Origin of the sequence: Veillonella parvula (assembly GCF_024461875.1) — a bacterium.
Taxonomy (GTDB): domain Bacteria; phylum Bacillota; class Negativicutes; order Veillonellales; family Veillonellaceae; genus Veillonella; species Veillonella parvula_I.
The window spans coordinates 312,293-326,052 of sequence record NZ_JANGAL010000002.1 but is presented as its reverse complement, the minus strand read 5'-3'; the positions used below and the strand labels follow the sequence as shown (position 1 = coordinate 326,052).

Here is a 13,760-nt window from a genome sequence, read left to right as displayed (position 1 = left end):
TATGGGTATGACCATTACTGAAAAGAATATGGCTCGTCATGCGGGTCTTGATGTTGTAAAGCCAGGCCAAATCATCGAGTGTCATTTGGATGCGGTATTGATGAACGACATCACATTCCCACCGGCTCGCAAAGAGTTCTTAAAAATCGGCAAACCTGTATTTGATCGTCATAAAATCTACTTGGTTCCTGACCATTTCACACCAAATAAAGATATTCAATCTGCTACACAAGCGAAAGTCATGCGCGATTTCGTACGCGAACATGGCATTACGAATTACTTTGAAGTAGGTCGTATGGGTATCGAGCACGTTATCTTGCCAGAAAAAGGTCTTATCGGTCCCGGTGAAATGATGATTGGTGCTGACTCCCACACTTGTACATATGGTGCGGTGAATGCATTCTCCACAGGCGTTGGCTCCACTGATGCAGGTGTTGCTATGGCAGAAGGTAAAACTTGGTTCAAAGTGCCTGAAACAATTAAGGTTGAGCTTATCGGTAAACCTAACAAATGGGTAACTGGTAAGGACGTAATCCTTGATTTAATCGGCAAAATTGGCGTAGATGGCGCTCGTTACATGGCCCTTGAATTCGGTGGCGAAGGCGTGCAACATATGACTATGGCTGACCGTCTTACAATCTGTAATATGGCTATCGAAGCGGGCGGTAAATGTGGCGTGTTCCCTTATGATGAAATCACCGAAGCCTATATCAAAGGTCGCGTAAACCGTCCTGTAGAACCAATTAATCCAGACCCTGATGCAGTATATGCTCAAACTGTGACTATCGATTTGTCTAAATTGCAACCAGTTGTAGCATTCCCTCATTTGCCATCCAACACACATTACATCAACGAGATTGACAAAGATATTAAAATCGACCAAGTGATCATCGGCTCTTGTACAAATGGCCGTTATGAGGACTTGGTAGCAGCTGCGGAAATCTTCAAAGGTCGCAAGGTGGCTCCATTCGTTCGTTGTATCGTAATTCCTGGCTCCCAAGATGTATACGACCAAGCGATGAAAGATGGTTTGTTGGATATCTTCATTCAAGCTGATTGCGCTGTGTCCACGCCAACATGTGGTCCTTGCCTTGGTGGTTACATGGGGATCATGGCAGCTGGTGAAAGAACCGTTTCCACTACAAACCGTAACTTCCGTGGTCGTATGGGTCACGTTGATTCTGAAGTATATTTGGCAAGCCCTTACGTGGCGGCAGCAAGTGCTGTATTAGGCCGCATTGCAGGCCCTGAGGAGGTTTAATATGGATTTTGAAAGCAAGAAAATCTGGCGCTACGGCGACGATGTAGATACAGACGTAATCATTCCAGCTCGTTACTTGGCGATTGCTGATTGGAACGAATTAGCTGAACATGCGATGGAGGACATTGATACTACATTCGCTCCTAATGTGAAAGCTGGTGAAATCATGGTAGCTGGCAAAAACTTCGGTTGCGGTTCCTCTCGTGAACACGCACCAGGCGTTATTAAAGCAAAAGGCGTGTCTGTTATCGTAGCACACTCCTTTGCACGTATCTTCTTCCGTAATGCCATCAATATCGGTTTACCAGTTATTGAAATCGGCGAACAAGTAGATCGTATCGATGCAGGCGACGCTATCGGCGTAGACTTGTCTAAAGGCATCGTGTATAACTTGACTAAAAACGAACAATACCAAGGTACTGAATTGCCACAATTCATTCAAGACATTGCGGCAGCAGGAGGTCTTGTAAACTTTGCGAAACATCGCAAGTAGTACATATCCGGGATGGAATGTTTGTTTTTCCCTCCAGTTGCCTTAGCGGTCTTCGGAGGCGAGCCAAACATCCGTCTCAACCTCCACTGGCCGGGTCTGACTCCGGCCTGCGGCCTTCGCAGGGCCAAAGTCGGTTTCAACGGGCATTCGGCTCTTAGCAATTTGTCGGTGAGGTTTGAGCCAAATTGTAATCTTCTGTTCTGAGGGTGGATGTGTTTTTCGGTCTTGCGGAGTTCCGCAATGTATTGATAATGTAGAGGCAAGGTGAAGTCCTCAAGCGACTTTAGTAGGTCGAGCCCCTTGGGCGAAGGCCGTTAAGCTAGCTGGAGCTTTAGGACTTCACCTTGCCTCGGATGAATGTAGTATATGAGGAAATAAGAATGAGCGAAAAAAATATCGTATTGATTTCTGGTGATGGTATCGGTACTGAGATTATTGCTGCAGCGAAGGCTGTGTGTGATGTGGCTTTTGAGAAAGCCGGTATAAAGGTTAATTGGATTGATAAGAAAGCGGGCGGTGCGTCTATTGATGCATACGGCGTGCCTTTGACTGAGGATACTATCGAGGCTTGTAAAAATGCTGATGCTGTATTGCTTGGTGCTGTTGGCGGTCCTAAATGGGATAATGTAGATCCGTCTATCCGTCCTGAAAAGGCAATCCTAGGTCTTCGCAAGGAGCTTGGTTTGTTCTGTAACTTGCGTCCTGTGAAAATCTATCCATCTTTGCAAGAGTATTCTCCGCTTAAAAAGGAGCTCGTACAAGATGTAGATTTCGTTATCGTTCGTGAGTTAACTGGCGGTATTTATTTCGGTGAACGTGAAGAGGCACAAGGTGAAGGTGCTAATGAGTTCGCTTGGGATAAAGAAACATACAGCCGTTATGAAGTAGAACGCATCATGGATATCGCTATGGAAACAGCTCGTAAACGTAACAAAAAGGTCGTATCCGTAGATAAAGCAAACGTATTGGCGTCTTCTCGTTTGTGGCGTAAAATCGCGCAAGAGAAAGCGGCTGCTAATCCAGATATTGCAACAGATTACCTTTATGTAGATAACACCGCGATGCAGCTCGTTGTAAATCCTGCACAGTTTGATGTTATCGTTACGACAAACTTGTTCGGCGATATCTTGTCCGACGAAGGTGCTGTTATTTCCGGTTCTATCGGGCTTTTACCATCTGCATCCATGGGTACCGGTACTGCATTGTACGAGCCAATCCACGGATCTGCACCGGACATCATGGGCAAAAACTTGGCGAATCCGTTGGGTACAATCTTGTCCGCTGCGATGATGTGCCGTCATTCCCTTGATTTACCTCAAGTGGCTGACGCTATTGAAAGTGCTGTAGAACAAGTGCTCGTTGATGGTTACCGCACTGGCGATATCTACCGTGAAGGGTTGAAACGCGTAGGTACAACAGAAATGGCGCAAGCCGTAATCGAACGTTTATAAAAGTAATGAATTAAGATTCCTGAAAGGTATTAACGTGAGTTACGTCATTTTTAAAATCGTATTATAAGCGTTAAGATATAGGTATTATAATATATTTGTCCAATTAAAAAAGAGAAGGTTGTAAGGCCCTCTCTTTTTTTTGTAGGACACTAGCGGTATACGTAGTTGTTCTTCATATATTAGAGTGCTATATTGGTAGATGTATGGCAAAATATTCTTTAAGGAGGCCTTTATGAATTCTTCGATGTATCGAAATTTAACCATTACTGCTTTATTGATGGCATTAGCCATCATGATTCCTATCGTGATGCCTTTGAAAGTTGTGATTCCACCGGCATCGTATACATTGGCGAGTCATGTTCCTATATTCCTAGCTATGTTCTTATCTAGAAAGATGGCAGCTTGTGTCGTGATAGGTTCTACGCTCGGCTTCTTTGTAGCAGGGTTCCCACTTGTTATCGTTATGCGTGCTGCATCTCATATCATCTTTGCCTTGATGGGGGCTTACTATATTAAACATCATCCAGGCGTATTAACAGGGGCTCTATCCTTTGTTGCGTTTAACCTTGCTTGTGCTATCGTTCACGCTATTGGTGAGGTACTAGCATGCCTATTGTTCTATACTACCACTACGATGCCAAACATTGATCTCATCTACGTTGTATTTGTTCTTGTAGGTGGCGGTACCATCGTTCATAGCTTGGTTGATGGATATATTGCATTATATATCTATAAAGCTATCCCTGGACTATCTAAATCGGGTAATAAATAATCATATAATTACATATACTCGTAACCACTCATGGGAAATCGATGTGTACTAATGTACGGCATGTGATTACCTATGAGTGGTTTTTATAATAATTCTCAAAACTGTACCTACAGGTACAGACTTAATTGTGTGATATCGATATAATAAAACTATAGTTAATGACCGATTTATGTTGTATCCATTGATATAACATTTGGCCATATATTTGGTATTATCGGTGAAAGTTGCTTCTATCATTCGTGTTTCTATATAGGTTCATTAAAAAAATCTGAGTTAAGCACGTCAACTTTCACAGAACATGGAGGTTATTATGAGAAAGCACATTAAAAACAATGTTTCTTGGGTTGGCAAAATCGACTGGGAATTGCAAGAGTTCCACGGTTCTGATTACAGTATTAATAATGGTTCAAGCCAAAATGCCTATTTGATTGAAGAGGAGAAGACTGTCCTCATCGATACTGTGTGGAAACCTCATTCCTCTGAGTTCATTGATAACTTGGAATCCGAAATCGATTTGAATAAGATTGATTTCATCGTATGTAACCACGGCGAAGTAGATCATAGTGGTTCTTTGCCTGCGTTGATGGAAAAAATACCTAATACGCCAATTTATTGTACCGAAAATGCAGTTAAGTCCTTGGTTGGTCAATATCATCATCCAGAATGGAATTTCAAAACTGTTAAAACTGGTGACTCCGTAGATATCGGGAACGGTAAATCCTTGGTGTTCGTAGAAATGCGCATGCTTCACTGGCCTGATTCCATGGCGACTTATATGACAGGGGATAATATCTTGTTCTCCAACGATGCATTCGGTCAGCATTTTGCCGTAGAAGAACTATGGGCGGATAAGGCCGATCAATGCCGTCTATGGGAAGAGGCGATGAAATATTACGCTAATATCTTGAATCCATTCTCTCCATTGGTAAAAGCTAAAGTTGAAGAAATTCAAAAGCTTAACTTGCCAATCGATATCATCGCTACTAGTCATGGCGCCATTTGGCGAGAAAATCCAATGCAAATCGTAGAAAAATATTATGAATGGTCTCAAGCGTACCAAGAAGATCAAGTCACAGTTGTATACGATACTATGTGGGATGGCACCAAGAAATTGGCCCATAAGATTGCTGAAGAAATTGCTAAGCAATCCCCTGATACACGTGTTAAGATTTTTAACATTAGCAAAACCAATAAAAATGATATTATGACGGAAGTCTTTAAGTCTAGAGCGATTGCTGTAGGCTCTCCAACAGTGGGTAACAGCGTATTATCTGCTGTAGCTGGTTGGCTCGACTTCTTGCGTGAGTTGAAATTCAAAAATAAAAAGGCTGCTGTATTTGGTACCTATGGCTGGTCTGGTGAATCTACAAAGGTACTCCGTGAAGAGTTGACTAAATATGGATTCTCTGTAGTAGAACCTGAAATCAAATGCAACTGGAACCCCGAAGAATCCGACTTTAATAAAGCAGAAGCACTTGTAAGTGCATTATTAGTATAATTACATATAATAAAGAAAGATTCTTGTTATAAAACCCCTATTTTTGATATGTACCCCCTTTACTGGATAATCAGTAAAAGGGGTATTTTCATGAAGAATAGGGGCCTTCTTTTTTTAAACATATACATAAAATATTAGTCAATATAAATTGTATTTGTCATGTTTATTCTCATAACATTCTCGTTAGCGTTTTTTGGGGCACCGATTTGCATTGATAGATACTGGCGCTATAGAAATATAAAATTATAATAAAATGTTAAGTTGTTGATTAAATATACAAAACAGTTTAATTCACATATAATTCATGAATTAAGTGTGAATGGGATATAATAAGGGTAAAAGGTATATTTTGCGTACTTATAAGGTGGTTATTTATTTATAAGTTATACAGTTTGTTACATGAGAAAAGTTTACAAAGTTGCGAAAAATTTAACTCATAAGGGAAAATAATGAGTAAAATTTATTTCCTTATAAAGCTAGGAATAAAGCGGATTTTGATAGGTATAGAAACTTGTTAATTTGATTTGTGTTAGAAAAAAGGGTTGTGTATATCGTAAAACTTTGATATTCTATGCGAGTAATCGACAATATAAATTTTTCTTAAACTGATATAGGGGTATTTCTTTATGCTAATTTAGAATATCACCTGTTCAGACCGAGGTGAGAGACGGAACATAGAGAGAATGAAAAATTGTATTGTAATTTAGATAATTTTTTAATTTAGTGAGGGTGTAAGATGAGAGAAATGAAACATTCCAAAAAATTAGCATTTGCTGTATTGGCTGCTGTCACTGCTGTTGGTGCGAATGTTAATCCAGTAGACGCTGCTTCTGTTGTAATGGACAACACTAATGTTGTTACAGGTGCTAATAATGCAGTTGCGTATGGTAGTGGTAATACTGTAAAAGAATCTGATGCAAACTTCCGTGATCGTGATTATGAAAATGAGCCAGATGATGCTACAAAGAGAACTGGTGACTGGAAAAGTAATTCTGTCGCTATAGGTGTTAACAATACTGCAGCAGGTACCTCTGCATTAGCAATGGGGAATTCTTCCAAAGCGTTGATGAATGAATCTATTGCTATTGGTCATTCTGCTGAAGCACAACGTACATGGTCTACCGCTATTGGTACTCGTGCAAAGGCTTCCGAAGTTCGCTCACAAGCTATTGGCTATGAAGCACTAGCGTCTGGCTATAAATCTAATGCGATTGGTTCTAGCGCACAAGCAACTAATAATCATTCTGTTGCTATGGGTTCCTCTGCCCTTGCATCTGGTGATCATGCTCAAGCATTTGGCGCTGGTGCACAGGCAACTAATGTGCGTTCTAATGCATTTGGTTCTGATGCGAGTGCTACAGCTGACTACGCTATGGCGATTGGTGATCATGCAAATGCAACACATTTAAACTCTATCGCATTAGGCACAGGTTCTACTACAAGTGAAGCTACAGCTCAAAGTAGTGCAACCATCGCTGGTCATACCTTTGGTGGTTTTGCTGGCGTAGGTTCTGCAGCTAATGGTTCCGTGTCTGTAGGTAAAGCTGGTGCTGAACGTCAAATTAAAAATGTTGCGGCTGGGGAAATCTCCGCTACTTCTACAGATGCTGTAAACGGTAGCCAATTATATTCCGTAGCTAATGACTTACAAACACAAATCAACAATTCCACACCTGGTCAAATTAATAACAATATTAAGAACTTGACTAGTCGTGTTGGTACTGTTGAAAGACGCGTTAACAAAGTAGGCGCAGGTTCTGCTGCATTGGCTGCATTGCATCCATTGGACTTCAACCCAGATGACAAATGGACAATTGCTGCTGGTTATGGTCACTACCATAATGCTAACTCCGCTGCGTTGGGTGCGTTCTACCGTCCTAACGAAGATACAATGTTCTCCGTTGGTGGCACTGTAGGTACTGGCGAAACTCAATTGAACGCAGGTGTATCTATTCGTCTTGGTAAACGTTCCCCAGAATCCCGTTCCCGCGTAGCTATGGGTCGTGAAATTGCTGAATTGAACGCACGTCTTCAAGATATGGAAAACAAATATAATAACTTGTTACAAATCTTGACTCCACATGCAATTGATCCTAGCAAAACTGCTGAATTCCCAGACGTTCCTCGTAACCACTGGGCTTACCAATATATTAGCCAATTGGCTGGTAATGGTATCCTTGTTGGTTACCCTGATGGCACATTCAAAGGCGATGTTAAGATGACTCGTTACGAATTCGCTACTATGTTGTACCGTGCACTTCAAAACGGTGCTCCTATTGACGAAAACATGAAACGTGCATTGAATGAATTCGGTCCTGAATTACAAAATATTCGTCTTAACCATTTCCGTGTTGATCGTATTTCTGGTGATGATAACGACCGTCATAAAACTGAACGTGTTCGCGTTAACAACGAACCTAAAAACGAACGTGACGTATACGGTTCCCGTATATACAATAATCAATAGAATTAACTTTTCTAGAGTTTGTAAAAGTTCAAAACAGGATGTATCTTTGATACATCCTGTTTTTTTGTCTAATATGCTTTTGTATTATCTTATATGTTTTTTGAATACGTATTCTACTTTTAATGAAAAAAGATTTGTGAGATAAATGTCCCAATATTTGACGAAGCCTCTTTTATGCTCCTTTTCAGATGTTTTTCTTTATGTTATAATGAAATTTAAAAAAGACTGCCTTGATTTATATGGTTTTTCTACAAAACTTTTACAAATCAAAGTAGCCTTATTTTGTTTTCTAGCACTATAAATAGAATTGCATAATAATTAAGATTTTGGGGTTCTTGAATTATTATTATAATAATAATGTAATAATGATTTTAAAATATATACTTACCTGTTTTTGAAGAGGTGTTTTTGGCAGAGAGTATATATCTTTTATCTTAATATATAGTGTATTTTTAGTGTAATTAGTTAGTGTAACAGAAAAAATTTAGGAGGAGTGTTATGAACCGGATTTATAAAGTCATTTGGAGTCGGGTGAAAAAATGTTATGTGGTTGTTTCGGAATTTGCCAATAATCGTGGAAAAATCAGCGGAAGTGGTGGAACGAGTGCGTGTACTGTTTTATGTGCACTTGCATTGGTGGGAAGTATAGCACTGCCATTGAACACTGTTCATGCAGTAATTCCTGAAGGAACAGGATCAGGTATATCATTGGGAAATGGAACTGAGACAGGATCTGATCCTAATAATGTGGCAATAGGTGGTTATGCTAAGTCTTTAGGTGCAGTTGCTTTGGCGATAGGTGCTCATAGTAATTCTTCGGCTCAATATTCGACTGCTCTTGGTGGAGGCTCAAATGCTACGGCTCAAAATGCTACTGCTATTGGTGGCGTAGCATATGCATCAGCTAAAAATGCAGTTGCTGTAGGTGCAAATGCTAAAGCTTCTGGAGAATATGCTGCTGCTATTGGTGGAGACGCAAAAGCGGATAAGACTCATGCTATTGCTATTGGTAGCGTTGCTCATGCTCAAGAAGAATCTTCTTTGGCGATGGGAAGTTTAGCGAAAGCTACAAATACCTATGCTTATGCAATTGGTGGTAATGCGCAGGCAAAGGGAAGATGGTCTATTGCTATGGGAACAAATGCGGTGGCTGAAGATGATGCTAGTGTGGCGATTGGAACATGGTCAAATGCTACGAGTGGGCAGTCTGCAGCTGTTGGCTATCAAGCCAAAGCAAAAGCTTTAGGAGCAACGGCACTTGGTAGACTCACGAATGTTACTGCAGTAGATGGCACTGCCATAGGGTCTTCGACTTCTGTTACTGGATTAAATGGTACCTCAATAGGTAATAAGGCTAACGTAACAGTAAAGAATGGTGTAGCTATCGGTAATGAAGCAAATGCAAAGAATGAAAATGCTGTAGCTATCGGTTCTGGATCTGAAACTGCAACAGCAGTTGGTACTACGTCTGAAACGGTCAATGGAGAAATACATAATTTTGCAGGCATTAATCCTACTTCTACAGTAAGTGTTGGCAAGACAGGTGTAGAGCGTACCATTACTAACGTAGCAGCTGGACGTCTTTCTGCTACATCTACCGATGCTATAAATGGTAGCCAATTATATGCGGTGAATACTGAAGTGAATAAAGGCGTAGTGTATGCAGGTGATGTAAAGGCTGCAGGAGCTACGGATAATAAATTTATTCAAAGACTAGGTGCACAAACTAATGTTGTTGGCGGGGTAACAGATGTATCTAAATTGAGCGACAACAATATTGGTGTGGTATCCGATGGAATAAATACGCTGAATGTTAAATTGGCTAAAGAACTTAACAATCTGACTAGTGTAACAACTGGTAATACGGTTATGAATACTGACGGTGTGACTATTACCGGAGGTCCAAAAATCGTAAAAGATGGTATTAATGCGGGGAACAAACAGATTACAGGCGTTGCTAGCGGTGGAGATGTCATTACAAATGGTGCTAATATCGGAGATATCAACCGTATCGTTGATGCAAAGGATAAATACGTGACCGGTGGTACAGCAACTTATCAAGCTAATGGTGACGGCATTGCAAATCTAACCGGTACAAACGGTTTGACCGCTAATGTGACAGGCCTTAAAAATAACTTTGTTACAAGTGGTAGTGTATCCAATGATGGTAAAACTTTGACATTGGAACGTAACGATACAGGTAAAGTCAATGTTGATTTGAGTAATGTATTTACCGAAGTGGGAAAAGGGGACTATCGTTTGGTAGCAAACCCTGATTTAAATAGCCAAGGTAAATATAAAGTTGACAGTGATGGCAACATGGTATTGACTGTAGCTAATGATAAAGGCGATAAAAAACAAGTTACATTGACAGATATCGCATCCAAAGTACAACAAGATACCAATACAACAAATATCACAAATATCAATACTACTATTGCAAAAGGATTGAACTTCGCTGGTGATACTGGTACAGATATTAATAAGCAATTGGGTGATAAGTTATCTATTAAGGGTGGCGCTTCTGCGGACTTGACAGATAATAATATTGGTGTAGAATCTGATGGTACTCAACTAAATGTTAAACTTAAAAAAGATATTAACTTAGGACCTGATGGTAGCTTGGCTATCAATGGGAAGACTTATGTCAATAAAGATGGTTTGAATGCGGGTGGTCAAAAAATTACTAATGTAGCAGCAGGTACTGCTGGAACTGATGCTGTCAATGTGGATCAATTAAATGCCGCAATTGGTGGTACAGCCAAAGCAACAACTGTAAAAGCTAAAGATGCTAACGTAACCGTTACAGAAGGAGTTAACGCTGCTGGCGGTAAAGAATATACAGTTGGATTAGGCGATAAGATTACTCTCGGTTCAGATGCTGATAAACAAGTCGTTATAGATGGTACTACTGGTACGATTACAGCTGGAAATAAGGTTACAATTCATGGTACAACAGGTGATATTAAGGCGGGAATAGTTAAAATAACTGGCGCCGGTACGGTAAATGAATTGACTAACCGTATATGGGATATCGATAATCCTACAGTTGTACATGGTCAAGCAGCAACAGAAGACCAATTAAAATATGTTAGTGACGGTGTAAAAAATAATAAAAATGATATTACAAATATCAATAAAACCATTGTAAAAGGCTTAAACTTCAAAGGTGACGATACAACTGTTATCAATAAACAATTAGGTGAACAGTTAGATATCAAAGGTGGTGCCGATACTAATAAATTGTCTGATGACAATATTGGTGTAGTATCTGCAAATGGTGCGCTTAATGTTAAATTAGCAAAAGAATTGAAAAATCTGACTAGTGTAACTACCGGCGATACCGTTATGAATACGGATGGCTTGACTATAAATGGTGGTCCTAAGATTCTTAAGAACGGCATCGATGCAGGCAATAAGAAGATTACTAATGTAGCGGCTGGTACTGATAATACGGATGCAGTAAATGTTGGTCAACTGAAAGACGCTATTGCAGCAGGTAAGACTATTCTTAAAGATGGTAAAAATACAACTGTTGAAGGTGATGGCTCAGCTGCTAATCCTTACAAAGTTAATGTAAATGATGATCTAGTCCTTGGTAAGAAAGGTATTGATGGCAAAGACGGTTCCATCGGAGTTAACGGTAAAGATGGTTCAGCTGTTGTTATCAATGGTAAAGATGGATCTATTGGTTTGAATGGCAAGGATGGTAATAACGCTATTTCTATCAAGGGGGGCGACGGAAAATCTGGTATTGATGGCAAAAATATTACTCGCTTAGTAATCGAAGAAAAGAATGGCGACAAGCATGATGTTGCAACTTTAGATGACGGTATGAAGTATGGCGGAGATACAGGCGCTGTTATCAAGAAGAAACTTAACGAACAAGTGAATGTAGTTGGTGGTATTACCGATGTAAGTAAATTGACTACTGATGACAATATCGGTGTTATATCCGATGGTGATAGCAACTTAAAAGTTCGTCTAGCTAAGGACTTGAAAGGTTTGAACAGCGTAACTACCGGTGATACTGTTATGAATACTGATGGATTGACTATTAATGGTGGTCCCAAGATTGTTAAGACTGGTATCGATGCGGGTGGAAAGAAGATTACTAATGTCGCTGACGGTACTGATGTTACAGATGCAGTAAATGTGAGTCAATTGAGTAAAGCGGTAGCTGGTGCTACAACAAAACTAGAGAATGGTAAAAATACAACAGTAACTTCCATAACTAATAATGATGGATCTAAGACTTATAAAGTAAACCTCAATGATGATATTACTCTTGGAACAGATCCTAATAAGCAAATTTCTATTAAGGGTTCTGAAGGAACAATACAAGCAGGTAAAGTAACTGTTAATGGCACAGCTGGTACAGTGAATAATTTGACTAATAAGACCTGGGACCCTGCTAACATAACTAGTGGTCAAGCGGCAACAGAAGACCAATTGAAGGCTGTAGCTAATGGGGCAGGTAAATACTCTTCCGTATCGGAAGGTAACAATATTAGCGTAATTAAAGGGACAAATGCAATTGGTGGTGTAGACTATAAAGTATCTGTAATCGATACACCGACATTTAAATCTGTAACAACTGGTAATACCATAATGAACAATAATGGCTTGACAATTAAGAATGGTCCTAGCATCACAGAAACTGGTATCAATGCAGGTAATAAGAAAATCACCAATGTTGCAGCAGGTACGTCTGATTCGGATGCCGTTAATGTAAGTCAATTAAAAGAAATCGGTGGAAATATCAAGAATATTGATAGTCGTATGAATAGGGTTGGTGCAGGGGCAGCCGCATTGGCAGCACTTCACCCTCTAGATTTCGATCCTGATGATAAATGGGATATCGCTGCAGGCTATGGTAACTACAAAGATGCTCATGCAGCTTCAATCGGTGCATTCTATCGTCCAAATGAGGATACTCTATTTAGTGTAGGTGGTTCCTTCGGCGGCGGTGAAAATATGTTGAACGCTGGTGTTAGCATGAAAATCGGTCAAGGCAATCATGTGTCTACTTCTAGAGTAGCAATGGCGAAAGAAATCAAAGATCTTCGTGCTGAGCTTGAAAATGTGAAGGGCATACTCATGAAGGTTTCTGAGGGGAAACAGCTCAACTCCTTGGATTTGGATAAGATGCAACTTTTCCCAGATATACCTGAAAACCATTGGGCATACGACTATGTGGCGACATTAGCAGGTAATGGTATTATTGTGGGTTATCCAGACGGTAAATTTGGTGGAGATCGTATGATGACTCGTTATGAAATGGCTGCATTAATTTACAGGGCTATTCAAAACGGTGCTGTCGCCGATGATCAAATGGTTAGAGCACTTAAAGAATTCCAACCAGAACTTGAACGTATCAGAGTAGATACTATTTCTAAACATAAAGATGGTACGCCTGATATTCAACGTGTTCGCGTTATTAAAGGTCGCGGTTAATAGAATCGAAAGATTTTCATATGAGAAAAAATCTGTTTTATTGTGATTGGATGTCCAATGATAGGGCGTAAATATATCATTTATAACGTATATTTTTAAAAGTGTTTTAAAAAGATTTTGAGTTATGTCTCCTTATATGTATAATACTATTATTAAGGAGACATAATTTATTTTTGCTATCCGTCAAATATTACAATTTTATCTTATGAGTATTTTTTGACACCAATCATTTTATGGTTGGTGTCATTCTTTTTGATTAAAAATAGAATACGTAATATAAATCTATCAATATGGCGTAGTTGATAACTTATTTGTCTCAATAGTTTTATCTTGTTATTAGTTTCTTCTGTGTATATATTAT

General features: G+C 39.6%; 7 protein-coding genes. All 7 read left to right on the top strand.

All coding sequences use genetic code 11. The features are described 5' to 3' along the window. The first annotated feature begins 1 nt into the window (after nt 1). Complete coding sequence (leuC, locus tag NE668_RS05650; protein ID WP_227037515.1) at nt 2-1,261, top strand: 3-isopropylmalate dehydratase large subunit; 1,260 nt, start codon at nt 2-4, stop codon at nt 1,259-1,261. Nucleotide 1,262: 1 nt separating this feature from the next. After that, the gene (locus NE668_RS05645) at nt 1,263-1,754 is read left to right on the top strand and encodes a 3-isopropylmalate dehydratase small subunit (RefSeq protein ID WP_227037517.1); all 492 of its coding nucleotides are present in this window, start codon (nt 1,263-1,265) and stop codon (nt 1,752-1,754) included. A gap of 380 nt (nt 1,755-2,134) precedes the next feature. Next, nucleotides 2,135-3,205 carry a 3-isopropylmalate dehydrogenase gene (leuB, locus tag NE668_RS05640; RefSeq protein ID WP_227037518.1) on the top strand — a complete coding sequence of 357 codons (1,071 nt, stop codon included), beginning with the start codon at nt 2,135-2,137 and terminating at the stop codon, nt 3,203-3,205. Nucleotides 3,206-3,437: 232 nt separating this feature from the next. Next, entirely contained in the window at nt 3,438-3,977 is a 540-nt protein-coding gene (locus NE668_RS05635) for a hypothetical protein (protein ID WP_012863703.1), read from the top strand. Nucleotides 3,978-4,287: 310 nt separating this feature from the next. Beyond that, nucleotides 4,288-5,475, top strand: a complete 1,188-nt coding sequence (locus NE668_RS05630) for an oxygen-binding di-iron domain-containing protein (RefSeq protein ID WP_227037520.1) — start codon at nt 4,288-4,290, stop codon at nt 5,473-5,475. Between the two features lie 736 nt (nt 5,476-6,211). Further along, nucleotides 6,212-7,942 carry an S-layer homology domain-containing protein gene (locus NE668_RS05625; protein WP_195213557.1) on the top strand — a complete coding sequence of 577 codons (1,731 nt, stop codon included), beginning with the start codon at nt 6,212-6,214 and terminating at the stop codon, nt 7,940-7,942. A gap of 498 nt (nt 7,943-8,440) precedes the next feature. Next, the gene (locus NE668_RS05620) at nt 8,441-13,399 is read left to right on the top strand and encodes an ESPR-type extended signal peptide-containing protein (protein WP_008715136.1); all 4,959 of its coding nucleotides are present in this window, start codon (nt 8,441-8,443) and stop codon (nt 13,397-13,399) included. Nucleotides 13,400-13,760 lie beyond the last annotated feature (361 nt).